We start from the raw sequence: 25,376 nt of genomic DNA, 5'->3' as shown, positions 1-25,376 counted from the left end.
CCGCTTGAGCCGCTTCATGGCCTCGAAACTGCGCAGGCCGACCAGCGGATCGAGTTCCACATGGGTCCGCATATGCATGGTGCCTTGCGTGATCGCGCGCTCCAGGGTGCGGGCGCCGCGCTCATAGACATCCTCGATCGTGAAATCCCTTTTCAGGCGGGACACCGCGGCGATTGCCCCCTTGAGTCCGCCGCCGGCATCTCTGCACCGACAGAGCAGGCAGGACTTGTCGAGATGGATGTGCGTATCGACCAGCCCCGGCAGGACGAGACGCCCCGGCATCCTCCTCGACGACGGCCTCGACGACGGCGGTACCGGCCAAGGCTGGGCTGATGGCGGCGATCCGTCCCTGCCTGACCGCGATATCCTGCAGTCCTTGCCCTCCCTCAGGCGGGCGTTGCGCAGGAGAAGGTCGAAAATCTGGTTCTGCGTCATCTCAGATCCGGCGTGACATTTGCATGCATAAGCAGTATGCACTTTTGATGCCAGACCGAGCACACTTGTGGAGTTCCCAATGAGCGAGATGACCGAACGCGATCTGCAGGCCGTGAAGGATTATCTGGATGCGTCCATGGCCCCCCGATCCCGTGCGCGCGGCGAAGCATGTGGCCCGGGTTTCATCTGCCGCTTCACCGGGCACCGCGTTTTCGATACCCGAGCGGGCCGACCGGCTTCAACGCCGCCCGCTACAAGTGGGTGAAGAAGCGGATCGAGCGCTACGACGTGGTGCCGGGCGAGACGGAAACCATCGTCTACAGCCTCGGCTACCTGTACGGGGCCTGGCCGGACGGCACGCCCTTCGACAACAACCGCTACGTCGACCGTTTCGTGGTGCGGGACGGGCTAATCGTCGAAACCGATGTCTGGAACGACAGCGCCGAGTGGATTCTCGACCTTCCTTGCGCCCGCTGACCGGAATGCCCTGACCTGAATGCGCTGACCGGGATATCTGGCGCCCTTATTCGGTGTAGGGCGCCAGGATGTCCATAAGGTCGCGGCTCTTGGCGCCCGAGCTTTGCAGAAGCGCGCGGGCGGCCACGGCCTCCAAATGCTCGTCCATGAGGGCGCAGGCCTTGTCCGCGGGGCCGGTCCGGATCGCCTCGATCAGTTCCAGATGCTCATTCACCGCGCATTCGGACGAATGGGGCCGGCTGAAAACCGCAAGCGACAGTCCGCGCGGTAGCAGATCTCCGTCACATAGCGGATCAGAACGGGCTTGCCGGTCATTTCGCCAGCCGACATGGAATTCCGTCGCCAGACGGATGAAATCCCCTCGGTGCCATGCCGGGCCTGATGTTCGGCGTCGACGATGGCCCTCAGCTGCTTCACCTGGGCCTCGGTCAGCTTGCCGGCCAGATGCCGGACGACCTGACGCTCGAGATCGACCCGGATGTCGAAGATGTCCCGTGCGTCCTCGAAGGATGGCACGGCGACCACGGCGATGCGGTTCCGGCGCAGATCGACAAGGCCTTCCGCCGCCAACTGCCCGAGCGCGCTGCGGGCGATGGTCCGGCTGACGCCGAAGCGTTCACCCAGCGAATCCTCCGGCAGCCGGTCCCCCGGCGAGAGCGCCCGTTCGATGATCGCGCGCCGCAAGGCCGTGCAGATCACCGCGACACGGTCGCCCCCGGTTTTCCTCGAACGCTTTTCCTCGGCCATCACCGCCCTCTCCTGACCCACTCTGCATAAGGGAGGTCAGGCGGGAATTCAACTCGCCAAGTGCCGCATTTGAATGCAACAGCCTCCTCACCCTGCACAAATCAAATGCATGCAATGATTGTACACACTTTTCCTCGCCAAAAGCTGGTCATGTCTGATGTGGAGCGCGGCCCGCCAGGACGTTTGGCGCACCTGTTGCATACAGTTGATTAGTCCGTCACGAGGTGCGCCGCATGTCCCCATCCCAAGCCATCCAGCAAGGCCGTTCCGCCATCGCCGTCGAGCTTTCCCAGGCCGCCGTTTCGTTCGGCGCGCCGGGCAAGTCGTTCGCAGCCCTGCAGGAGACGAACCTTCGGATCGCCGATGGCGAATTCGTCGCCCTGGTCGGCCCGTCGGGCTGCGGGAAGTCGACGATCCTGCGGCTGACCGCCGGCCTGCTGCAGCCGACCCGGGGGGCCGTCCTCGTCGGCGGGCGCGAGGTGGCGGCCAAGGCCCTGCGCATCGGCATGGCCTTCCAGAATCCGACCATGCTGCCCTGGCTGACCATCGAGCGGAACGTCATGCTGCCGCTGAAGATCGTGCGGCCCTTCCGCTCCGACTATCGCGCCAAGCGCAAGACGGAATACCGCGACCGCGTGCATGCCCTGCTGGCCGATGTCGGGCTCGACAAATTCGCCGGCCATTATCCCTGGCAGCTGTCGGCGGGATGCTGCAGCGCGCGAACCTCTGCCGCGCCCTCATCCATGAACCGAGCCTGCTGCTGCTCGACGAGCCGTTCGGCGCGCTCGACCAGTTCACGCGCGAGGAGCTGTGGGGGACGATGCAATCCCTGTGGCTGAAGCGCAAACCCACCGTCCTGCTCATCACCCACGACCTGAAGGAGGCGGGGTTCCTCGCCTCGCGCGTCTGCGTGATGAGCGCCCGCCCCGGCCGCATCATCAATGACAGCGCCGTCGACTTCCCCCGCCCGCGCACGATCCAGATGACCTTCGATGCGGATTTCGTCGCCCTCAACCAGCGCCTGCGCGACCTCATCATCGACGCGCGCACCGACACCGCCATCCGCGGAGCCTGAGCCATGAGCTACGAACTGCGCCGCCGCCTCTGGGCCGCCATCCTCATCCTCGGCTTCTTCGCAACCTGGGAGTTCCTCTGCCTCGCCCTTCAGGTCTCCGATCTGGTCCTCCCCCGCCCGACCCAGGTCTTCGCGACGCTGGTTTCCCGCCTCGGCATCCTCTGGCCCATGTGCTGCAGACCCTCTGGACCACGATGATCGGCTTCATCCTGGGCGTTACCGTCGGGGTGGTCATCGGGGCGGCCGTCGGCGTCTCCCGCACCGCCTACGACACGGTCTATCCCCTGCTGATCGGCTTCTCCTCGATCCCCAAGGTCGCGGTGGTGCCGATCTTCGTGCTGTGGTTCGGATCGGGTGCGACACCGGCCATCCTCACCGCGCTCGCGATGTGCTTCTTCCCGATCGTCGTCAACATCGCGACCGGCCTCGCCACCACCGAGCCGGAGCTGGAGGACGTCCTCAAGTCGCTCGGCGCCAGCAAGCTCGACATCCTCTGGAACGTCGGGCTGCCCCGCACCATGCCTTTCTTCTTCGCCTCGCTGAAGATCGCCGTCACCTTCGCCTTCGTCGGCAGCGTGCTGTCCGAAACCGTCGCCTCCAACAAGGGCATCGGCAACGTGATGATGACGGCCTCCTCGAACTTCGACGTGCCGCTGGTCTTCGCCGGCCTCTTCCTGCTCGCCGCGCTGGGCATCCTGCTCTACGTCGCCTTCTCGCTGGTCGAGGCGCGCGTCACCGGCTGGGCCACCCGTCGCCAGGGCTTTGCTTCCGCCTGACCCTTCATCCCGAAACGGAGCCTCCCATGTTGAAAAAGCTTCTCTCGACGCTTGCGCTCGGCCTTTGTCTGAGTGGGCCGGGCCTGAGCGCGCCGGCGTTGGCCGAAACCAACATCAAGTTCACGCTCGGCTGGAAGACCCAGGGCTCCGACGCTCCCTTCCTGCTGGCGCAGCAGAAGGGCTACTTCAAGGCCGAAGGGCTGAACGTCACCATCGACCAGGGCGAAGGGTCGGCGGCCTCCGTGACCCGCATCATGTCGGGGGCTTATGACGCCGGCTTCGGCGACATCAACGCGATCATCCAGAACGCGGCGACCCGCCCCGGCGAGGTGCCGATCATGGTCTATCAGCTCTGGAACAAGCCGCCCTTCGCGATCGTCTCCAAGAAGGCGACCAACATCACCAAGCCCGCCGATCTCGTCGGCAAGAAGCTGGGCGGCGCCCAGGGCACCCCGACCACCCGCCTCGTCACCGTGCTCGGCACGCTCAACAAGGTCGACATGACCAAGGTCGCCATCGAGAACATGGGGCCGAACCTGCAGGAGCCGATGCTGATCAAGGGCGACATCGACGGCGCCCTGGTCTTCAACATCACCAGCTGGTTCAACCTGATCAACAACCGCCAGGACCCCGCCAAGGACTACAACTGGCTGCTGTTCGGCGAATTCGGTCTCGACCTCTATTCCAACGGCATGATGGTCTCCCAGAAGCTGATCAAGGAGAACCCGGACGCCGTGGCCGGCCTCGTCCGCGCGGTCAACAAGGCAGCTGTGGAGATCGGCGCGGACGCCGAGGCCGGGCTGAAGGCGGTCCTTGCCTACGACAATCTGGCCAAGGAAGAGCTTGAACGCGCCCGCATGAAGTTCTCCTACGAGCAACTCATCCTGTCGCCCGAAGTCGACCGGATCGGCCTTGGCGACGTGGACGACGCGCGCCTCGCCCGCTCGATCGGCATCATGGTCGAAGGCTACCAGCTGACCGCCACGCCCAAGCCGGAGCAGGTCTTCACCCGCCAGTTCCTGCCGCCGGCGGCCGACCGCAAGCTCGCCTACAAGGCCGACTGATCGCAGGACGAAGCCCGGCCGGAACTGCGGCCGGGCTTTGCGCATGGGGAAAGAGATGAACGTCGCCCGGCCGGGAATGGTCACCAGCCCGCACCCCCTGGCATCCGAGGCCGGGGCCGCCATTCTGGCGAGGGGCGGCACCGCCATCGAAGCGGCGGTCGCCATCGCCGCCAGCCTGTCCGTCGTCATGCCGCATTTCTGCGGGATCGGCGGCGATGCCATCTGGCTGGTGGCGGACCGGCAGGGGCGGCAACGCTGTTTCCTCGGCATCGGACAGGCGGCGGGCCGGCTTCCCGCCTATCAGGCTGCGATCCCCCTGCGCGGCCCCGCCTCGACCGTCACCCCGGCCTGCGCGGTCGACAGCTGGGGGCGAGCGCTCGCCTACAGCGCCGAACAATGGGGCGGCAGCGAACCCTTCGCCGACCTCCTCGCCCCCGCCGTTGCCCAGGCCCGGGACGGCTATGTCCCCACCCGCTCGCAACAGTTCTGGTTCGATTTCCGGCGCGACGAGATCCCGCACTGGGAGGGCTTCGCGGATCATTTCAGCGTCGTCCCCGGCGAGTTCTTCAAGCAGCCCGCTCTCGCCCGCAGCCTTTCCCTGCTGGCCGAGGATGGCTGCCGGTCCTTCTATGACGGGCGGCTCGGACGGCAACTGGCCGAGGGACTGGCCGCCGCGGGCTCCCCCCTCGGCGCCGCGGATCTGGCGGCGACCCGGACGCGGGAGGAGGCCCCCGTCGGCTTGGACTATCGCGGGCTGACCCTGCTGGCCCCGCCTGCGCCGACGCAGGGACTTTCCACGCTGGCGATCATGGGCGTTCTCTCCCACTTCGATCTGGCGGCCCTGCCCCCCACAAGCCCGCTCCGCTATCACCTGCTGGTCGAGGCGGTGAAGCAGGCCTTCCTGGACCGGCCGCTCATCGCCGATCCCGACGGTTCCGAGCTGCTGCCCTGGGACTTTCTCGACCCGCGGCGTCTGGCCGGCAAAGCCTCGGCCATCGAACCGGCACGCGCCCTGCCCTGGCCGCATCCCTACCGCCATGGCGACACGGTTTTCTTCGCCGCAACCGACGAGCAGGGACGCTGCGCGAGTGTTCTGCAGAGCACCTATTTCGACTGGGGCAGCGGTGTCCTGGTCGGCGATACCGGCGTCCTCTGGCAGAATCGCGGCGCGGCGTTCTCAACCGTTCCCGGCGACCGCAACGCGATCAAACCCGGCAAGCGGCCCTTCTACACCCTGAACCCCGGCATCGCCCTCAAAAATGGGAAGCCTCATCTTCTCTACGGCACCCAGGGTGCGGACGGCCAGCCGCAGACCCTTGCCGTGCTGCTCACCGGTTTGATCGACTACGGCATGACGCCTGAGGAGGCGCTTGCCCAGCCCCGCTTCCTTCTGGGAAGGACCTTCTCCGACAGCCGTGACAGCCTCAAGATCGAGGCGTCCCTGGGCGAGGCCGCGATCGGAAACCTTGCCGCCCTGGGGCATGAGGTGGCGCCCCTTCCCGCCCTGTCGCCGATCTTCGGCCAAGCCGGGGCCATCCGCCTCGCCGATGCAGGCACCGTATCCGGCGCCCACGATCCGCGTGGCGAAGGCAACGCGATTCGAGCCCGAGATCCTTCGTCCTGCAACGCCGCGGTCATTTCACCGTCCGGGCCGGGTTGAGCGTCGGTGGACGGGATCGGCCCGGGGCGCCCCCTCCGGACAGTCAGCACCGTCCGGAATCGAACCGCACCGGATTTCCAACCGCACCGGCCGGGGCGGGAAAGCCATGCTGCCGAGCCGCCCGCACCACCACCAGCGTCGCCGCCAGCAACACCAGCAGGGTTGGCGCGAACGCACCGACGCCCAGCCGTCCGAGCAACACGCCCCCAACGATGCCGCCGCCGGCGATCGCCGTGTTCCAGGTGGTGACCAGCATGGACTGCGCGACGTCCGCGGCGTCTCCCGCCGTCTTTGCCAGCGCCGTCTGAAACAACGTCGCCGCACCGCCGAAGGCCGAGCCCCAGGCGGCCACCGCCACGAACACCACGGCCGGCACCTCACCCGCCATCCCGAGCGCCAGCGCGGACAGGGCGAACACGGCCGTGCTGACGAGCGTGAGCGCGCGCAGATGGCGGTCGATCAGCACGCCGATGATCCAGATGCCCAGCAGCGAGGCGACGCCGAACACCAGCAGCACCAGATCCGTGCGCTCGGCCATGCCCGCCGCCGCCAGGAACGGTGCGATGTAGGTGTAGAGGATGTTGTGCGCCAGAACGAACGCCAGCACCGCGAACAGCACCGGACGCACACCGGCCAGGGTGAAGACACGCCCCAGCGAAAGCCGCTCGCCCGTCCTCTGCCCGGCAAAATCCGGCACCGTCACGCGCACCCACACCATGAGCAGCAGCGCCAAGGCGCTCATGAGGCCGAAGCACGTCCGCCACCCCAGCAGGCTGCCGAGGAAGGTGCCGGCCGGCACGCCCAGCGACAGCGCCAGTGGTGTGCCGACCATCGCGATGGCGATGGCGCGCCCCTTCTGCCGCTCGGGCACCATGCGCGCGGCATACCCGGCCAGCAGCGCCCACAGCAGCCCGGCCGACACCCCCGCCAGGAAGCGCGCCACCATCGTCAGCGCGTAGCTGCCGGAAAGCGTCGTGACGGTGTTGGCGACGACGAAGCCCGCGATGGCGGTCAACAGCAACGGGCGACGGCGCAGGCCCTGCGTGGCCACAGTCAGCGGTATCGCCGCCAACAGAGACCCGATGGCGTAGATCGTGACCGTCTGGCCGACCCAGGCCTCGGACACCGCCAGACCCTGCGCCATCTGCGACAGCAGTCCGGCTGGCAGCGCTTCGGTCAGGATGGTGATGAAAGCCGCCATCGCCAGCGCCAGCAGGGACGCGAGCGGCAGGCGGTCGGTGCCGGCGGCCCTCATCGTCCAGCCCCCGGCATGCGGCGTTCCGCGTCCTCGACGGACCGCGCGACGATCTCCTTGCCGGTGATGCCGCCGCGAAACACGATGGCAGCCATTCTTGCGGGTGTCGCCGTCATCACCGATCCTCCAGCGCGCCGTAGACAGCGTCGCGCAGATCCGTGACGAAGCGGCCGGACATGCCTTCGTACAGCGTGTTGGTGAAGGCGACGACGCTCAGCCCCCGCGCCCGATCCACGAACCAGGCATGGCCGTAGGCGCCGCCCCACCGCCAAGTGCCCGGCGATTCCGGCGATGCGGCAAGCCGAGGGTCGCGCAGCACCGAAAAGCCCAAGCCGAAGCCGAAGCCCGGGGCATTGGGCAGGTCCATCCCGCCGGTCTGGTCTCGCCCCATTTCCCCGATCAGGTCACCGGGCAGCAGCGCGCCGCCCCCCTGGCGCAAGGTTTCCAGCAGGCGCAGAAAGTCCCCGGCGGTGCCCGCCATGCCGGCGCCACCCGACGGGAAAGCCGACGTGTCGAAGATGCGGGCCGGGCTGTAGGCAATGCCGACGGCGCCCTCGAAGGGCGAAACCGTCTCGCCCTCGGCCAGCCGGTGCGGCTGCGGCGCATCGCTCACATAGGCGGTGGCCACACGCCGGGGATCGCGGGCGGCGAAACCGGTTTCGGTCATGCCAAGCGGGCCGGTCACCAGCCGCCTCACGGCCTCGTCCAGCGGCGTGCCGTCGACTCGCGCGATCAGCGCGCCCAGCACATCGGTTGCCAGTGAATAGCCCCAAGCCGTGCCCGGCTCGTACAGCAGCGGCACGCTGGCGAGCCGACGCAGATTTTCCTCAAGAGTGATGCTGGACGCATCCATGCCATCCGACACGCCTGCCAGAGCGTAAGGGCCGTTTGCGTCCGTCTCGAGGAAGCGGTAACCGAGACCGGCCGTGTGGCTGAGCAACTGTCGCACCGTGATGCGCGCCGGGCGGCCATCGGCCAGCGCGGGACGGAACTCGGGCAACCAGGTGTCGATGCCGGTGTCCAGGTCGAGCCGCCCCTGCGCCACCAGGACCAGCGCGGCGGTGGCGACGACGGGCTTGCTCACCGAAGCCAGCCGGAACACCGTCCCGACGGTCAGCGGCCGCGCGCTTTCGCGGTCGGCCAGTCCAGCGGCCTGCTGGTGGATCAGTTCGCCGTCACGTGCGACCAGAACAACGGCACCGACCAGTCTCCGGTCGTCCACGGCCTGCTGGACGACGGCCTGGATGCGGGTGGACAGATGGGTGGACGGAGCAGCGTGATGCAGAGGAAATGGTGAGTTCGTCATGGCTGGTGCCTCGATGCGATCGGCAATGCCCCGACGATAGAAATCTCTCGATTAAAGAAAAAGTAGGCTACATTTCCTTGTTGTGCGGAACAAACAGTCCGCAATCACCCAGGGGATGCCGATCATGGACAGCCTGAACGGCTTCATGGTGTTCGTGCAGGTCGCCGAGACCCGCAGCTTCGTCGCCGCCGGCCGGCTGCTGGGCGTGTCGGCTTCGGCTGTGGGCAAGAGCGTGGCGCGGCTGGAAGAAAAGCTGGGCGTGCGGCTGTTCCATCGCAGCACGCGCAGCGTCACGTTGACGGCCGAGGGCACGCTGTTCCTGGAGCGCAGCCGTCGCATCCTGGCCGAGATCGAAGCCGCGGAACTGGAGTTGTCGCAGCTCACGGCCGCGCCGCGCGGTCGCCTGCGGGTGAGCCTGCCGCTGGTCAGCTCGCTGATGCTGCCGGTGCTCGGCGAGTTCATGCGCGCCTATCCCGCGATAGAACTGGACCTGGATTTCACCGACCGCATGGTGGATGTCATCGAGGAGGGCTTCGACGCCGTGGTGCGCACGGGCGAGCCGGCCGACTCACGGCTGTCGGCACGTCGGCTTGGCAGCTTCCAGATGCATCTGGTCGCCTCGCCGGATTACCTGGCGCGGCGGGGCGTACCGCGAACCCCCGCCGATCTGCTGCAGCAAACCTGCCTGCACTACCGCTTTCCCAACAGCGGCAAGCTGGAGGTCTGGGCGCTGCGGCAAACCCCCGGCGAGCCTGAACTGCAACTGCCCACCTCGATGATCTGCAACAACATCGAGACTCGCGTGTGCTTCGCGCTGCAAGGGCTGGGAATCGCCTTCCTGCCGGACTTCGCCATCCGCGAGCCCTTGGCCGATGGACGGTTGGTGCCGATCCTGACCGATCATGTGGAACGCACCGGCCTCTTCCACGTGCTGTGGCCGGCAAGCAAGCACCCCTCGCCGAAGGTTCGGGCGCTGGTGGACTTCCTCTGCGCCAGGGTGTTCCCGACGACGAGGAGCAAGGCGCCCAGGCCCGAAGACCAGCCCCGGAGCTGAGGGCTCGGCGTTCCCGAAGCGACCTCGTGCGGGGCCTCGACCACCGTCGGCCGACGGTCGATTCCGCTCAAAGCGTTAGGGTTGGTCTCCGTACAGCCGATTGCTCGGGTAGCCGGGCACCGGCTCGGCCGCCAGCCCGCGGCACAGGAGAGCCGCCGACGCCTGCGCGATCTCGTCGATGGTCCAGGCCCCCTCGGGCCGATGCCATTTCGTCACCCAGTTTGCGGCCCCCAGGACGGAGAAGACGGCGAATTTCGGATCGCAGCGCAGGATGCTGCCATCCGTCACCCCGGCGCGCACGACGTCCTGCAAACGGCGCTCGAAGGCATCGCGCTTCTCGATCACCACCCGCAACTGTTCGTCGCTGAGCGACCGCTCCTCCAGGATGACGACGCTGAAGCTGTCCTCGCCGATGATCGAGATGACGTAAGCGACGAGGCTGCGCCGCAACCGCTCAAGACCGTTCAGTGACGGGTCGGTGCAGATGGTCTCCAGCGCTTGGTCGGCTGCAGCAAGATGGCATTGAAAAAGCAGATCCTGCTTGTTCTTGACGTAATAATAGAGCGTGGCCTTGGATACTCCGAGGATATCGGCAATATCGACCAAAGATGTTCCGTGATAGCCGTTTCGACGGAAGGCCGCGGCGGCAACTTTATAAAGAACCTCAAGCTTGAGGTTTCTTTGCTGCTCAGGGTTGAGGACAGATTTGTTCCAGCGTGCCATGTCGTCCGTTGCCTCAGCCTTTGCGATGTACCGTGACCCGCCCCACCAGCGCCCTTCCCTTGGAACACAACCAGGCGTTCCGATCAAGCCCCGATCAACCCCCGGGGCATCGATTTGACTTTCAGGTTGAAAAGCCGTCTTAGGAGTTGACACGTCGATCCGCGAATCTGATTATTGACCCAACAATCATGAATCGGGATTGGGGGGAAAGCATGGACAACGCGACGAACAGGTCGCCGCGTGCCGAGCGTGCGCGCTGGGCGCCGCCGGGATTCAAATACCCGTCGCGCAGCGTCGCCCATTCCGCGGCCTACCAGACGGAACGCCTGACCGCAGCCGACGTCGATCCCGCCCTTTACGGCGACCGGTACGAAGCCGGCCTGTTCGGGTTGGACTGCTTCGACTCGATGGTCGCCAGCGGCCTCGACATCGACGGCTACGTGTTCTTTTCGCAGGTCTATCGCCAGCTCCGGCCGTCCAGGGTCGGGGAACCGCTGACCGTGACCGGCTGGGTCCGCGACCTGCACCGGGTGAGAAAGGGCCACAGCGTCACCGAACTCTACCACCTGACCGACGGCGAAGGCCGCGTCTGCATCGAGACCGAACTGACCGGCCTCCTCGCCGATCCGCCGGGACGGACGACGCAGGCGTCCGGCGACGCGCCGCGAATGCCCCGACGGGCGGAGTTCCCGGCCGATGGCTGGACCCTGCTGCGCGAGAAGCAGGTGACGCCCGACAAGGTCCGTGTCTTCTCCCAGGACGTCGGCAACGACATCCACTTCGACGAGGAATTCGCGCGCAGCCACGGCTTCCGCGCCCCGCTGGCCCAGGGAATCATGACGGCGGTCTGGCTGTTGTCCGTTCTGGCGGATGAGCGCCCGCCGACCGCCTTCGACGTCGAGGTGCGTTACCTGCGCCCGGTCTTCTGGGACTCCCACGCCAGCCTGTGGGTCCGCCGCTCCTCCGACGGTGCCCTGGAGATGGCGCAGAGCCGCAACGACGAAGGCAAGGTCACGGCGGACATGCGGGTGAGGTCGCTGTCCTACGACCCGGCGTCATCACAGACTCCGGCAGGGGGATGACGCCATGTCGGCCATCATCGTCCAACTCGTGGTGTCCGGCCTCCTGCTCGGCGGCATTTACGCGCTGATTTCGATCGGTCTGACGCTGATCTTCGGCGTCTCCCGCATCAAGAACTTCGCCCATGGCGACTTCGTCATGGTCGGCATGTACCTGACCTATGTGCTGAACAGCTGGAGCGGTCTGGACTCCTACCTCGTCCTGCTGATCGTGACGCCGCTGATGTTCCTGTTCGGCCTGTTCCTGTCCTGGGCGATCATCCGACCGATCCAGGGCGCGCCGCAGGTGGCGCAGATCTTCGCCACCGTCGGGCTGGGGCTGGTCCTGCAGAACGTCACGCTGATGATCTTCGGCGGCGATTTCCGCACCACCGCGTCGGTGTTCGCCGGCAAGGTGCTGCGGATCGGCGACATCGCCCTGCCGGCGCCGCTGCTGATCGCCTTCGCGGTCGCGATGGCGGTGGTCGCCGTCATCTATCTGTTCCTGAAAACCTCCTACACCGGCAAGGCGATGCGCGCGGTCGCGCAGGACCGGCGGTCGGCGTCGCTGATGAGCATCGACGTGAAGGGGATCGACCTGTTCACCTTCGGTCTCGGCACCGCCTGCGCCGGGCTGACCGGCGCCCTGCTGGCGCCGATGTTCCCGGTCTATCCGACGGTCGGCATCAACCTCGTGCTGATCGCCTTCGTGGTGGTCGTGCTCGGCGGTCTGGGCAGCATCGCGGGCGCCCTGATCGGCGGCCTGGCGATCGGCCTGATCGAGACGCTGAGCGGTTTCTTCATCGGTTCCGAGATGCGCCAGATGGCTTACTTTCTCGTCTTCCTGGCGGTGCTTCTGCTCCGCCCCGCCGGGCTGTTCGGTCAGCGCGGCTCCGAAAAGCTGGGGGCCTGATCCATGACGCTGACGTCCCTCCTGGCTCCCTACCGGCCGACCCGCAAGGGCCTGCTGCTGTCCCTGGCGATGGTCGCGGTCCTGGTGGCGCTGCCGTTGATCGCCGCCGATTCCTACACGCTGCACTTCGTCTGGAAGGTTCTGTTCTGGGCGCTGGCCGCCGCCGCCTGGAACATCGCCGGCGGCTATGCCGGGCAATTCTCGCTGGGCCACGCCGCGTTCTTCGGGCTTGGCGCCTACGGATCGACGCTGCTCTACATGCATTTCGGCCTGTCGCCCTGGATCGGCATGTTCGTCGGGGCGGGGGCGGCCGTGGCCTTCGCGACGCTGATCGGCGCGCTGACCCTGCGCCTTCAGGGGCCGTTCTTCGCGCTGGCCTCCATCGCCTTCGCCGAGGTGCTGCGCATCGCCATCGTCAACTGGCGCTCCTTCACCGGCGGGGCGGAAGGGCTGTCCCTGCCGTTCGACCCGAGCTTTGCCAACATGATGTTTTCCGACCGGCTCTGGTACGTCTACATCATGATGGCGGCGCTTCTGATCGTGCTTCTGATCACCTATGTGCTGGAGCGCTCCTGGATCGGCTACGCCCTGGCGGCCATGCGCGAGAACGAGGAGGCGGCCGAGGCGCTGGGCGTCGACACCGTGCGGGCCAAGCTGTTCTCCATCGGTCTGTCGGCCTTCCTCAGCGCCATCGCCGGCACGCTCTACGCCAACTACATCCTGCTGATCGAGCCGTCCACCGTGCTCAGCATCGGCTTCTCGGTGGAGATCGCGCTGATCGCCATCATCGGCGGCATGGGCACGCCGCTCGGCCCCGTCCTGGGCGCGGTGCTCATCGTTCCGCTCAGCGAGTATCTCCGCGCGGAGTTCGCCGGCAGCCTTCAGGGCCTGTACCTGCTCGTCTACGGCGCGCTCCTCATCGTGATGGTCATCGTCCTGCCGCAGGGCCTGATGAGCGCCATCCGCGCACCGCGCGCCACCGCCCGGCGCCTGCGCGGGGCGTTCGGCGGGTCCACCCGTCGCCGTCCGGTCCGCGAGGAGAGCCGCCATGCTTGAAGTCCGGGGTATCAGCAAGCAGTTCGGCGGCCTCCGCGCCGTCAACGATGTCCATCTCAGCATCGGCAAGGGCGAGATCCTCGGCCTGATCGGTCCCAACGGGGCCGGCAAGACGACGCTGTTCAACTGCATCGCCGGGGCCTTTCCGCCGACGGAGGGGCAGGTCCTGCTGGAGGGCAGGAGCATCACCGGCCTGAAGGCGCACCAGGTCTGCCGCGCCGGGCTGGCCCGCACCTATCAGATCGTGAAGCCGTTCGGCGGGCTGTCGGTGCTCGACAACGTGGTGGTCGGCGCGATCAACCAGACGCACAACATCGCCGAGGCCCGCCGCATCGCCGAGGAGGCGCTGGTCCTGACCGGGCTGGCCGACCGCCGCGACATGCCGGCCGCGAGCCTGCCGCTGCCCGGCCGCAAGCGCCTGGAAATCTCCCGCGCGCTGGCGACCCGCCCAAAGGTGCTGCTGCTGGACGAGGTCATGGCGGGCCTCAATCCGTCGGAGGTGGAGAAGGCCATCGTGCTGATCGAGGCCATCCGCGCGCACGGCATCAGCATCCTGATCATCGAACATCTGATGCGCGTCATCACGGCGGTCAGCGACCGGATCGTGGTCATGAACCACGGCAGCAAGCTGGCCGAGGGGCTGCCGGTCGACGTGCTGAACGACAAGGCGGTGATCCAAGCCTATCTGGGGGAGGACTTCGGTGCTCACGGTTAGAAAGCTCGATGCCTTCTATGGCGAGATCCAGACGCTCCATGGAATCGATCTCGACGTCCTGGAAGGCGAGGTGGTCTCGGTCGTCGGCGCCAACGCGGCGGGAAAGACCACGCTGCTGAACGCCATTTCCGGCACGGTCGAACGGTACGGACGGGTGTCCTTCTTCGACCAGGACATCGGCACCCTGCCGCCGCACGCGATCGCCCGGCACGGACTGGTCCAGGTGCCGGAGGGCCGGCGGCTGTTCCCCTTCATGACGGTGCGGGAGAATCTGGAACTCGGCGCCTTCGCTCCGCACGCCCGCGCCCACCGTGCGGAAAGTCTTGAGAAGGTCTTCGACCTGATGCCCCGGCTGCGGGAGCGCTCGGGCCAGCTCGCCGGGTCGATGAGCGGCGGTGAGCAGCAAATGTGCGCCATCGGCCGCGCGCTGATGGCGAAGCCGCGCGCCATCATGTTCGACGAACCGACGCTGGGCTTGGCGCCGATCATGGTCGACGTCGTCTTCAAGCTGGTCCGCAGCATCAAGGAAACCGGCATCACCATTCTGCTGGTCGAACAGAATGTGAAGCATTCGCTCGCCATGTCGGACCGGGGCTATGTGCTGGAGAACGGCCACATCGTCCTGTCCGGCCCGGCGGCCGACCTGCTGACCGACCCGCGCCTGAAGGAAGCCTATCTCGGCGGCTGATCCGCGGGTTGGCAACGGCGCGACGATACAAAACACAATGGGAGGAAAAACATCATGAGCTTGAAATCCATCCTCGCCGCGGCAGCCATCGCCGCGGCGGCGGCCGGGGCCGCAGTTCCGTCCCAGGCCGCCGATCCGCTGAAGATCGGCGTCCTGTTCCCGCTGTCCGGCCCGATGGCGCTGATCGGCAACGAGGCCTATCAGGCCGCCGAAGTCGCCCGCGACATGATCAACAAGCGCGGTGGCGTGCTCGGCCGTCCGGTGACCTACGCCGTCGCCGATGCGCCGGCCCCGACCGCCGCCAACGCCGAGGCGACCCGGCTGATCGTGCGCGAGAAGGTGCCGGTGATCGCCGGCAGCTACGCCAGTTCGCTGGCCCTGGCCGCCAGCGAGGTGGCGGAGCGCGAGGGCGCCCTGTATTGGGAGACCATCGCCGTCGCCGACAAGATCACCCAGCGCAAGTACAAGAACACCATCCGCCTGACCTTCAACGCGTCGATGATGGGCCAGACGGCGGCGGACTTCGCCAAGGACATCGCCGGCAAGCTGGGCAAGGACCCGAAGGATCTGCGGATCGCCGTGATCTCCGAGGATTCGGAGTTCGGCCAGTCGGTCGGCGACGCGGCTGCGAACCAGACGAAGGCCCTCGGCATGCAGCTGGTCGCCAATGAGCGCTACAGCCGCACGGTGAACGATCTGTCGTCCCTGGTGCTCAGCCTGAAGGCGGCCAAGCCCGACGCGGTCATCGCGACCTCGTACCTGAACGACGCCGCCCTGTTCTGGCGCCAGGTCCGCGAACTGGACCTCCACATTCCGGCCATGATCGGCATCGGCACCGGCTACGCCCTGCCCGACTTCCTCGCCGCGACGGGCGCCAGCGCCGACGGCATCTTCGACGTGGACGCTCCGGCCTCGCCGAACGTCTCCAACCTGCCGGAGGCGACGCAGAAGCTGTACGCGGAGTTCATCGAAGGCTTCCGCGCCAAGGAGAAGCGCGATCCGGGCCCGCTGGGCCTGATCGCCTTCGGCGGCTTCTGGACCCTGTTCACGGACGTCATCCCGCGCGCGGGCTCGACCGATCTGGCGGCGCTGCGCAAGGCCGCCTACGCCACCGACCTGCCGGACGGCAGCCTGCTGACCGGGGCCGGGGTGAAGCTGAACCAGATCGGCGAGAAGGAAGCCGGCCAGAACAGCCGGGCGCTGATCTCGGTCATGCAGTGGCAGGACGGCAAGCTGCAGGTCGTATGGCCGCAGAGCGCCGCCAACGCCGAGATGCGCAAGGTTCCCCTGCCCAAGTGGAGCGACCGGTAACGGCGCCGGGCTGTCGGCCCGACGGGGCGTTCCCTTCTCCTTTCCTGGGACGGAGGGGACGCCCTCCTTCCCCACCCCTTCTTTCCAACCGCTCATCGGATGCCGACAGGACCGTGATGACGCACATGGCTCCCCCCTTCACCGTCACCCCCATCGACCAGTTGCGCCACGCCGCCGCGACGGCGCCCGGCGCGCGCGTCCGATGGAACGAGCATTCCCTGTCTTACGGGGATCTGCTGGACCGCAGCCTGCGCTGCGCGTCGGCGCTCCGGGGGCTCGGCGTGGGTCCGGGCGACCGGGTCGCCTTCTGGCTGCCCAACGGCATCCCGTATCTCGACCTGTTCTTCGCCTGCCTGCACATCGGGGCCATCGCCGTCTCGGTGAACACGCGCTTCCGCCGGGCCGAGGTCGAATCCATCGTCAGCCGCACCGGCGCGTCGGCCATCGTCGTCTGGCCCGGCTTCAAGAACATCCCCTTCCTGACCATGCTGGGCGAACTCGACCCGGCCACGATGGCGTCGCTGCGTCTGGCCGTCCTGTGCGAAGACGACGGGCGGTCCGGCTTCCCGCTGCCGGGTGTGCGGGTTGTCCATCACCGCGACCTGCTGGCCGAGGCGGCCGGCGAAAGCGCCGCCGCACCGGAGCTTCCCTGCATCATCTTTCCGACGTCGGGCACCACCGGCCTTCCCAAATTCGCCCTGCACCGCCAGGGCGCCGTCGCCCACCACGCCGCGCAGGTGGCGGCCGCCTTCGGCTATGACGCCGCCGACGCCCATCTGCTGCAAGCCATCCCGTTCTGCGGCGTGTTCGGCTTCTCGCAGTTCGCCGCCACCCTCGCCGGCGCTGCGTCCGTCACGCTGATGAGCCTGTTCGAGCCGGAGGAAGCCCGCGACCTGATCCGGTCACGGTCGATCACCCACCTGAACGGACCGGACGACCTCTTCAAACGGCTGCTCGACGTCTGCCCGGAGGACAAGCCGTTTCCGTCCCTGCGGGACTGCCTGATCGCCTCCTTCAACCCGACCCTGGCCCTGTTCCCGGAAGAAGCGGAGCGGCGCGGCGTGCCGATGACCAACGGCTTCGGGATGAGCGAGATCTTCTCGTTCTTCTCGCGGCAGGCGCCGAACGCCCCGATCGGACTGCGCAAGCTGTCCGGCGGCCATCCGGTCAATCCCAAGGCGCGGGTCCGGGTGCGTGACACCGCCACCGGGCACGTCCTGCCGCCGGGCGGGATCGGCAGCCTGGAGATCGCGTCGGACACGCTGTTCTGCGCGTATTTCGGCAATCCCGAAGCGACCCGCGACGCCTTCACCGAGGACGGCTTCTTCATCACCGGCGATCTGGCGACGATGCGGGTGGATGGCAGCTTCATCTTCAAGGGCCGCAGCGGCGACGTCCTCCGCCTCGGCGGCTTCCTGGTCGATCCGGCGGAGATCGAGGCGGTGCTGCAGCGCGACGCCAACGTGGAGACCGCCGTGGTCGTCGAGGCGGCAACCGAGCGCGGCAACAAGCCTGTCGCCTTCCTGCGCCTGCGCGAGGGCGCCAACCTCGACGAGGCCGCCCTGCGCGACCGTGTCGGCACGGCGCTTGCCGATTTCAAGATTCCGGCGCGTTTCGTCGTGGTGGACCAGTTCCCGACGGCGATGAGCCCCAACGGAGAGAAAATCCAGCGCGGCAAGCTGAAGGAGCAGGCGCAGCTGGCGTTCTCCGCGGGCGGCTGACGCGCCGCGCGCAGCGCCTCCGGCGTTCAACAATTCCCGCAACGATTCCCGTCGCTGCAAAACTAGGGACCGAACCATGGCCGAAACTTTCAATGCCTTTGTGATCGAAGACGTGGACGGCAAGCCCAAGGGTGGCTTCAAGCAACTCACCCTCGCCGACCTGCCGGACAACGACGTGCTGGTCGAGGTCGCCTACTCCACCGTCAACTACAAGGATGGGCTCGCGGTCAGCGGCAAGGGGCGCATCGCCCGCAAGCTGCCGATGGTCGCCGGCATCGACCTCGCTGGCACCGTGGTTGAATCCCGCTCCCCGGCCTGGAAACCCGGCGACAGGGTGGTGGCCAACGGCTGGGGCCTGTCGGAAACCCAGTGGGGCGGCTACACCCGTTTCCAGCGTCTGAAGCCCGAGTGGCTGGTCCGGTTGCCGGACGCCTTCTCGCTGGAAGAGGCGATGGGCATCGGCACCGCCGGCTACACCGCCGCGCTGTGCGTGGACGCGCTGGAGCGGTGGGGCGCGGTCCAGCCGGGCGGCAAGGAGGTCCTGGTCACCGGTGCCGCCGGCGGTGTCGGTTCGGTCGCGGTGGCGCTGCTCGCCAAGCGCGGCTATCCGGTGGTCGCCTCCACCGGCCGGCCGGAGACACACGATTATCTGCGCGGCCTCGGTGCCAGCGGATTCATCGACCGCACCGCCCTCCAGGAGAAGGGCGCCCCCTTGCAGAAGGAGCGCTGGGCCGGCGGCGTCGACTCCGTGGGCGGGCAGACGCTGGTCAACGCGCTGTCGCAGACGGTCTGGGGCGGTGCCATCGCCGCTTGCGGTTTGGCCGGCTCCTCCGATCTTCCGGGAACGGTCCTGCCGCACATCCTGCGCAACGTCGCGCTGCTGGGCGTCGATTCCGTCATGGCCCCGCAGGACCGCCGCGACGCCGCCTGGACACGGCTGGCCCGCGACCTGGACCGGAACGCGCTGAAGACGATGTACGAGGTGCAGCCTTTCGACGCGCTGCCCGAACTGGCAAGCCGAATCCTGGCCGGTCAGATCCGCGGCCGCGTCGTCATCGACGTTCGCGGCTGAGGAGGCAGCACCTTGTCGTGGCGGCCGCCCTTCCGCTCCGGGTGGCCGCCGCCACCGGCCAGAGAATCAGATCAAAAACATCTTTCACTCTTAATACCCTTATCGGCCCCTCGTCTCCTCCCGCCGTCACCAGCGCCTTGAGGAACCGCATGAGCGACAACCGCTCGCGCACCTGAATGCCCGGCGACGGCGCTGATCAACGATCCGCCAGCAGCCAGCAGCGGCGCCGTGCGCGCGCCCTGGGCAACGCCACGGAGGAGAGAGACGAGCGCTGGGCGAGTGCGCTTTCCGACTCCGTCCTCTTGAGGGCATGTGCGACGGGAGCGTGCGATTGGAAGTTTGCATCCCACCCCGCCGAAAGTGAAACACGCCGGCGCCATCCTGGACGCGCTTGTCGTGTGGCATCGTTAAGGCCTTTTGGTAAGGGATCCTCCTTAGGCACACGCCGAATGGTCGACCGCGATCCGGCACGACACTTCGTGGTGTGAATGTAGGGGAGCTTGTGTGCAGCGGGCGCCCTTGGCCGATGGCGTCGATCCCGACGTTCCTCAAGCCTCCTGCCGCGCCGTCGAGGGTGACGATCATCGTCGAAGCATAGTCTGCACACCGCCGCTGAAGACCCTTCCAGCGGCGGAAAGCTCGACCGCTGACCTCCGGCTCACCACCCGCGGTGGGCCGGAGGATCTCCGTCAACAGGCACGTTTGGGAGATAGCAATGGGCGTTTGCGTGAAGCGAGAATGGCTGCGTGAGGCACCGGGTGCCTCCGCCGAGGTGAAGCCCCCCTCCGACCTCCAGCAACGGCAGGCTGTCCGCAGCGAGGTTCCGGATCAGCCGCAGGAACGAGACGCATCACGCGGCGAGAACACGAGGGACCGGTAGCATGGCATTCGCTTGATACAGCCCCGGCCTTCCCGAAGGGGCAGACGATCCCGTCGAGGCACACGGCGGATGGCGATACCATCTCGCCACCGCTGGAATGGTGAGATGCCCTCGCCGGCACCCGCAGTTATGCGCTGATCGTCGATCATCCCCATTCGCCATCCGGCGCTTTTCCACCATTTGACCGTCCAACGTAGCCGGCGAGCGCGACCGCCACCCCGAGGGCGCCAGGACGGGCCCAACCCACCCTATGGGGACGGTGCGCATCGCCACCGTTTCGGCCTGATGGTGCCTTATGTGGAGCCATCATGTGGGGCCATCACCCTCGGCCCCAAAGCGGTCGCCGACGAGGTGAGCGAGGAAGCGCGCTCCGGTGGGAAGGACGCAAGGCATGGATCAGCCGTGATCGGCCGAACGGCCCAGGATGCCGCGATCATGTCGAGGTCTAAGAAAACCGCGGGCTGGGGCACGCCAAGGAACCATTTGGCCAAACCGCGGGTTGGAGGGATTGATGGCTTGTTCCGTCGGCGGTGACGGGAGTTGCCGATGTCCTCCGTTGTCCATGCGCGTGGCTCTCCGCGCTGCCGGGCCGGCAACCCCGCTGGCCGGCGCGCGGAGGCCAAGCGCCGTTGCCTGCAGCACCTGAGCGCTGCCTTCGCCGTGGCCGGATACCCGGCGAGCCGACCGACGATGGCGTGTCTGGTGCGCCGGTTCGGCTTCCTGCCGAAGGGCAACGCTCGACGCACGGAAGCCCGGCATTCGCCTCGCGAACGTGATGCGCACTTCCAAGCCGCCGGCGGGCCCATCATCAGTGATGATGTAAAAAATGTAAGTTGATCATCAACGACAAAAAACACCGGCCGTGCTTGGTGCCGGACGGCCGAAGGCCTTCTGGCGCAAGAGTGCCCGCAGGATGCCATCGGTCAGGCGATCCCCTATGGAATCAACGATCCGACGACCAATCGCGGCTTCGTGATCGGCGCCGCGCCCCCGTCTGCCCGGTGTGGAGCGACACCCTATCACCACGAACCAACCGGGAAAATGCATGAGCGGACAGTTCCTTGCGACGCCCGGACGCCTCCACGGAGGACATGACGTGAGCGCGGCGGACGGCTTTCCCGGCGGCGGCATCATGGGCCAATGCGTGCGAACCCACGACTGGACGGCCACGCCCCTCGGGCCGGCAGAGACTTGGCCACAGTCGCTCCGCACCGCCTTGAGCATCATGCTGAACTCCGCCTTCCCCACCTACTTGGCCTGGGGGCCGGAACTGACGAGCTTCTACAACGATGCCTACATTCCGATCATGAGTGACAAACCGAACGGCCTCGGGCGGCCGTTCCCCGAGGTCTGGTCGGAGGTGTGGGACACCATCGGTCCGATCACCGAGCGGGCCATGCACGGCGAAGCCAGCTATTTCGAGGACCTGCCGCTGACGCTCGTGCGCCGCGGCCATCCCGAGGCGACGTGGTTCTCGTTCGCCTACAGCCCCATTCGTGATGAGACGGGCGGGGTTGGCGGTGTCCTGTGCACGGTCCATGAGACCACACAGCGTGTCCACGCCGAGGCGGCACTGCGCCAGAGCGAGGCGCGGCTCCAGGCCGCCATCGATCTCGTCGATGTCTCACCCTACACGTGGGATCCGGCAACCGGTGCGCTGGACTGGGATGCTCGCCTGAGGGCCATGTGGGGCCTGTCCCCGGATACACCGGTCTCCCTGGATGTCTGGATGTTCGGCATTCATCCTGAGGACCGGGCCCGGGTCGAAGCCGCGCTGGCCCATTGTGTGGATCCCACGGGCGACGGTGTCTACCACATCGACTATCGCGTCATCGGGATTGAGGACGGGGTCGAGCGCTGGGTCTCCACCCATGGCCGGACCACCTTCGAAAATGGCCGGCCGGTGTGCTTCACCGGGGCTGCGCTTGAGATAACGGAGCGCAAGCGGGCCGAGGCGGCGTTGCGTGAGAGCGAGGCCCGGCTCTTGGCGATCCTGGACCAGCTGCCGGTCGGTGTGGGGCTCGCCGACCGGGAGGGGAACATCACGCTGGGCAACCAGATGCTTCAGCAATACACCCTCGCCAACATCCCCTCCAGAAGCCCGAAACAAGCCGGGCATTGGCGGGCCTACACTCCCGAGGGCCAGCCTCTCAGCCCCTCGGACTATCCAGGCGCGCGGGCGTTGCGGGGCGAAACGGTCGTTCCCGGGATCGACTTCATCTTCACCCTGCCGGATGGGCGGGAGGCGTGGACGCGCGTGAGCGCTGCGCCCTTCCTCAACGCCGCCCGCGAGAGGCTGGGGGCGGTCTTCGTGGTGCAGGACATCGACCGTGAGAAGCGGGCCGAGGAGCGCTTCCGCGAGTTCGCGGCGCATTCCACGAACGCGTTCTGGATCGCCAACGCGGGGGACCGGACGCTTGAATATCTCAATCCGGTCTTCGAGACGGTCTTCGGGACAGCGCAAAACGCATTCCGGCAGGACATGAGCCGGTGGATCGCTGTCGTTCATCCCGATGACCGCGCCCGCGTCGTCGAGGCTTTCGGCAGGACCGCGCTCGGTGTGGTCTCCGTGGAGGAATTCCGCATCACCCGAACCGACGGAGCGTTGCGTTGGATCCGCAACACCTTCTTCCCCATCCGGGACGAACAGGGCCGGGTCCGGCGCACCGGCGGCATCGCCCAGGACATCACGCGCCATGAAGGGCGCTTCGTGTACATCGTCGACGCAGACGCGACCTCGCGCGAGATCCTCTCCCGCGTGCTCCGGGAGGCCGGCTATGACGTCAGAGCCTTCCCTTCCGGCAAAGCCTTTCTGGAGTCGGCACCCGCCCTGGTGTCGGGCTGCGTCGTGCTCGACATCCAGCACCCTGACGCGGGCGGCCTTGCCGTCCCGAGAGAACTCAAGGCTCGGCGGATCGGCCTGCCGGTGATCGTTCTGGGTGATGCCGGAGGCGATGTAACCTTCGGAGTGCACGTGATGAAGGCCGGCGCGGTGGATTTCCTGCCGTTGCCTTATCGTACCGACACCCTGCTCGCCGCCGTCGCATCAGCGGCGGCCGACATTCGTCAGACTGAGGAGGCCGACCACGAGGCCGGCTGGGCCCGGGCTCGCATGGCCGAGATGTCGGAGCGGGAACGGGAGGTGTTGGCCGGCATCCTCGCTGGCCAGACGAACAAGCAGATCGGACGGGACATCGGCATCAGCCCGCGCACGGTGGAGACCCATCGGGCGCATGTCATGCAGCGGCTTGGCGCCAAGACCGTACCGGACGCGGTGCGGATTGCCGCATCGGCGGGTGTGCAGGCGCCGCGGCGGTCAGGTGATGGAGGTTAGACGCCCCTGGCGCGGAGGTTCCCTGAGGAACCATCCCTAGGAACGCGGTGAGGCTCGCTCAGGTTTTGAGGCTTTCAATCCGACAGACCACCCCCGCAGAGACAGGCTCTTCGGTCCGAAGCACTTCCGGAAGCGCAGGCCTCTGCATCTTGGCAGGATGAAGGAGGAAAGTATGCGAGCCTTGGTTTGGCATGGCAAGGAAGACATCCGGTGCGACACCGTCACTGACCCCGAACTCGAGCAGCCGCGCGACGCCATCGTCAAGGTGACAAGCTGCGCCATTTGCGGCTCGGACCTGCACCTGTTCCACAACTTCATCCCGGCGATGCTGCCCGGCGACATCATGGGGCATGAGATGATGGGGGAGGTCGTCGAGGTCGGGCCGGAGGCCAAGCACAAGCTCAAGGTCGGCGACCGGGTGGTGGTTCCGTTCACGATCATCTGCGGCGAGTGCGACCAGTGCAAACGCGGCAATTTCTCGGTGTGCGAGGCCACCAACCGCAAGAAGTATCTCGCCGACAAGGTCTTCGGCCACCCGACCGCGGGCCTGTTCGGCTACACGCATCTCACCGGCGGCTATCCGGGCGGACAGGCCGAATATCTCCGCGTCCCCTTCGCCGATGCGACGCACATCAAGGTGCCGGATGGGATCCCGGACGAGAAGGTTCTCTTCCTCGGAGACATCTTCCCGACCGGCTGGCAGGCCGCCGTCCAGTGCGACATCCAACCGACCGACACCGTTGCGATCTGGGGCTGCGGTCCCGTCGGTCAGATGGCGATCCGCAGCGCCGTCCTCCTCGGCGCCAAGCAGGTGATCGCCATCGATCATCTGCCGGAGCGCCTGGAAATGGCGGAAGCCGGTGGCGCCATCACCATCAACTTCGACGAAGAGAGCGTGGTCGAGCGCCTGAACGAACTCACCGGTGGTTTGGGCCCGGAGAAGTGCATCGACGCCATCGGCATGGAAGCCCATGTCTCGCCGTCCATGCCGGACACGGTCTACGACCGCGCCAAGCAGATGCTCGGCGCCGAAAGCGACCGGCCGCACGTCCTTCGCGAGATGATCTACGTCTGCCGCCCGGCCGGGGTTATCTCGATCCCGGGCGTCTATGGCGGGCTGGTCGACAAGATCCCGATGGGCCAGCTGATGAACAAGGGACTGACCATCCGGACGGGCCAGACGCACGTCAACCGTTGGACCGACGACCTCCTGCGCCGCATCGAGGAGGGGCAGATCGATCCATCGTTCGTCGTCACCCACACCGTGAGCCTCGATGAGGGACCCGAGATGTACAAGGTGTTCCGCGACAAGCAGGACAGCTGCGTCAAGGTCGTCCTGAAACCCTAAAGACCGGGGAGAGAAGACGTGACTTACACCATCTCGAACATTGCCCGGTCCAAGGGCGACCCGAAAGTCCTTCACTCCGGGCCCAGTTCGCTGGGTGCCTCCGACCGCATGGCCAGAGCGCTCGGCTGGTACAGCATCGGGCTCGGCTTGACCGAGCTGTTTGCGGCGAAGCGCATCACCCGGGCGCTTGGCATGGAGGGCAAGGAAGCCCTTGTGCGGGCCTACGGCGTTCGCGAACTCGGGCACGGCATCGTCTCGCTCTCGCCCGACAAGCATCTCGGGCTGTGGAGCCGGGTGGCCGGAGACGGGCTCGACATCGCCACCCTGATGACGGCCATGCGGCATGACAACCCGAAGCGCGACAATGTCGGGATTGCTCTTGCGGTGGTGCTGGGGGTGACGCTGCTCGACATCATCGGCGCGCAGGGGACCACGGCCCGCCACAGCCGCCCCCGTGGCCGGCCACGCTCCTACAGGGATCGGACCGGCTTCCCGCAGGGTGTCCAGGCGGCGCGAGGCGCCGCCAGGGATTTCAAGGTGCCTCCGGACATGCGGGCCGCACCGGCCCTCGCGGCGGTGTCCAATCGTGCTCCGCAGGAGAAGGCGCGGCCGCACTGAACCATCAACGACACGGCTGCGTTCGAGCGGAGTTCACGCTCTTGAGGTGGCCGTCGCATCCCCCATGATCACGGCCACACGATCACGGCT

The 25,376-nt window shown here is 67.0% G+C and carries 19 protein-coding genes and 4 pseudogenes; 17 read left to right on the top strand and 6 right to left on the bottom strand.

Annotated features, from left to right (window positions below):
* Positions 1–435: pseudogene (locus Sp245p_RS22360) on the bottom strand (amidohydrolase family protein); the annotation flags it as partial.
* Positions 436–514: 79 nt separating this feature from the next.
* Here Sp245p_RS22360 and Sp245p_RS22355 point away from each other — a divergent pair.
* Positions 515–912 (top strand): annotated as a pseudogene (locus Sp245p_RS22355) (nuclear transport factor 2 family protein).
* A 46-nt stretch (positions 913–958) separates the two neighbouring features.
* Here Sp245p_RS22355 and Sp245p_RS36550 read toward each other — a convergent pair.
* Together Sp245p_RS36550 and Sp245p_RS22350 are read right to left on the bottom strand one after the other, a co-directional pair.
* Complete coding sequence (locus Sp245p_RS36550) at positions 959–1,126, bottom strand: hypothetical protein (RefSeq protein WP_425458902.1); 168 nt, start codon at positions 1,124–1,126, stop codon at positions 959–961.
* Positions 1,123–1,659 (bottom strand): GntR family transcriptional regulator, encoded by a 537-nt coding sequence (locus Sp245p_RS22350; RefSeq protein ID WP_425458901.1) that lies wholly within the window; start codon positions 1,657–1,659, stop codon positions 1,123–1,125. Before Sp245p_RS22350 ends, Sp245p_RS36550 begins: the two co-directional genes overlap by 4 nt.
* Positions 1,660–1,892: 233 nt before the next feature.
* On the opposite strand from Sp245p_RS22350, the pseudogene Sp245p_RS22345 reads away from it, so the two are divergent.
* The 4 genes and pseudogenes from Sp245p_RS22345 (at position 1,893) to Sp245p_RS22330 (ending at position 6,234) form a co-directional block, all read left to right on the top strand.
* Positions 1,893–2,734, top strand: a pseudogene (locus Sp245p_RS22345) (ABC transporter ATP-binding protein).
* A 3-nt stretch (positions 2,735–2,737) separates the two neighbouring features.
* Positions 2,738–3,510, top strand: a pseudogene (locus Sp245p_RS22340) (ABC transporter permease).
* 26 nt (positions 3,511–3,536) lie between these two features.
* Positions 3,537–4,574, top strand: coding sequence for an ABC transporter substrate-binding protein (locus Sp245p_RS22335; RefSeq protein WP_014198521.1), 1,038 nt, complete (start codon positions 3,537–3,539; stop codon positions 4,572–4,574).
* A gap of 55 nt (positions 4,575–4,629) precedes the next feature.
* Positions 4,630–6,234, top strand: a complete 1,605-nt coding sequence (locus Sp245p_RS22330) for a gamma-glutamyltransferase family protein (RefSeq protein WP_014198520.1) — start codon at positions 4,630–4,632, stop codon at positions 6,232–6,234.
* Positions 6,235–6,277: 43 nt separating this feature from the next.
* Here Sp245p_RS22330 and Sp245p_RS22325 read toward each other — a convergent pair whose 3' ends face one another.
* Both Sp245p_RS22325 and Sp245p_RS22320 read right to left on the bottom strand, forming a co-directional pair.
* Positions 6,278–7,489: an MFS transporter gene (locus tag Sp245p_RS22325; RefSeq protein ID WP_014198519.1), complete on the bottom strand. Its 1,212-nt coding sequence runs from the start codon at positions 7,487–7,489 to the stop codon at positions 6,278–6,280.
* A gap of 115 nt (positions 7,490–7,604) precedes the next feature.
* Positions 7,605–8,795, bottom strand: a complete 1,191-nt coding sequence (locus Sp245p_RS22320) for a serine hydrolase domain-containing protein (protein WP_014198517.1) — start codon at positions 8,793–8,795, stop codon at positions 7,605–7,607.
* Between the two features lie 124 nt (positions 8,796–8,919).
* Here Sp245p_RS22320 and Sp245p_RS22315 point away from each other — a divergent pair, with 124 nt between their 5' ends.
* Positions 8,920–9,849, top strand: a complete 930-nt coding sequence (locus Sp245p_RS22315; protein WP_014198516.1) for a LysR family transcriptional regulator — start codon at positions 8,920–8,922, stop codon at positions 9,847–9,849.
* A 75-nt stretch (positions 9,850–9,924) separates the two neighbouring features.
* Here the strand turns inward: Sp245p_RS22315 and Sp245p_RS22310 are convergent, their stop codons facing one another.
* On the bottom strand, positions 9,925–10,572 hold the full coding sequence (locus tag Sp245p_RS22310; protein ID WP_041812457.1) for a TetR/AcrR family transcriptional regulator: 648 nt from the start codon (positions 10,570–10,572) through the stop codon (positions 9,925–9,927).
* Positions 10,573–10,784: 212 nt separating this feature from the next.
* Here Sp245p_RS22310 and Sp245p_RS22305 point away from each other — a divergent pair, with 212 nt between their 5' ends.
* From Sp245p_RS22305 to Sp245p_RS22250, 11 genes are all read left to right on the top strand, one after another.
* Positions 10,785–11,654, top strand: a complete 870-nt coding sequence (locus Sp245p_RS22305) for a MaoC family dehydratase (RefSeq protein WP_014198514.1) — start codon at positions 10,785–10,787, stop codon at positions 11,652–11,654.
* Positions 11,655–11,658: 4 nt separating this feature from the next.
* Entirely contained in the window at positions 11,659–12,543 is an 885-nt protein-coding gene (locus tag Sp245p_RS22300) for a branched-chain amino acid ABC transporter permease (protein WP_014198513.1), read from the top strand.
* Positions 12,544–12,546: 3 nt separating this feature from the next.
* Entirely contained in the window at positions 12,547–13,599 is a 1,053-nt protein-coding gene (locus tag Sp245p_RS22295; protein ID WP_014198512.1) for a branched-chain amino acid ABC transporter permease, read from the top strand.
* Positions 13,592–14,314, top strand: a complete 723-nt coding sequence (locus tag Sp245p_RS22290) for an ABC transporter ATP-binding protein (protein WP_014198511.1) — start codon at positions 13,592–13,594, stop codon at positions 14,312–14,314. Before Sp245p_RS22295 ends, Sp245p_RS22290 begins: the two co-directional genes overlap by 8 nt.
* Entirely contained in the window at positions 14,301–15,002 is a 702-nt protein-coding gene (locus Sp245p_RS22285; protein WP_014198510.1) for an ABC transporter ATP-binding protein, read from the top strand. The genes Sp245p_RS22290 and Sp245p_RS22285 overlap by 14 nt, the downstream gene beginning before the upstream one ends.
* A 54-nt stretch (positions 15,003–15,056) precedes the next feature.
* Positions 15,057–16,313, top strand: a complete 1,257-nt coding sequence (locus tag Sp245p_RS22280; RefSeq protein WP_014198509.1) for an ABC transporter substrate-binding protein — start codon at positions 15,057–15,059, stop codon at positions 16,311–16,313.
* Positions 16,314–16,438: 125 nt separating this feature from the next.
* The gene (locus tag Sp245p_RS22275; protein WP_014198508.1) at positions 16,439–18,034 is read left to right on the top strand and encodes an AMP-binding protein; all 1,596 of its coding nucleotides are present in this window, start codon (positions 16,439–16,441) and stop codon (positions 18,032–18,034) included.
* A gap of 76 nt (positions 18,035–18,110) precedes the next feature.
* Positions 18,111–19,106: an MDR family oxidoreductase gene (locus tag Sp245p_RS22270; protein ID WP_014198507.1), complete on the top strand. Its 996-nt coding sequence runs from the start codon at positions 18,111–18,113 to the stop codon at positions 19,104–19,106.
* Positions 19,107–21,082: 1,976 nt separating this feature from the next.
* Positions 21,083–23,320 carry a PAS domain S-box protein gene (locus Sp245p_RS22260; RefSeq protein WP_014198504.1) on the top strand — a complete coding sequence of 746 codons (2,238 nt, stop codon included), beginning with the start codon at positions 21,083–21,085 and terminating at the stop codon, positions 23,318–23,320.
* Between the two features lie 172 nt (positions 23,321–23,492).
* A complete protein-coding gene (locus Sp245p_RS22255) occupies positions 23,493–24,668 on the top strand; it encodes a zinc-dependent alcohol dehydrogenase (protein ID WP_014198503.1) in 1,176 nt (391 codons plus the stop codon).
* Between the two features lie 18 nt (positions 24,669–24,686).
* Positions 24,687–25,286 carry a hypothetical protein gene (locus Sp245p_RS22250; protein ID WP_014198502.1) on the top strand — a complete coding sequence of 200 codons (600 nt, stop codon included), beginning with the start codon at positions 24,687–24,689 and terminating at the stop codon, positions 25,284–25,286.
* Positions 25,287–25,376: the final 90 nt, after the last annotated feature.

It is taken from the genome of Azospirillum baldaniorum (genome assembly GCF_003119195.2).
GTDB lineage: Bacteria > Pseudomonadota > Alphaproteobacteria > Azospirillales > Azospirillaceae > Azospirillum > Azospirillum baldaniorum.
Note: the sequence above shows the minus strand (reverse complement) of the source record. Positions and strands in the feature narration are given on the sequence as shown.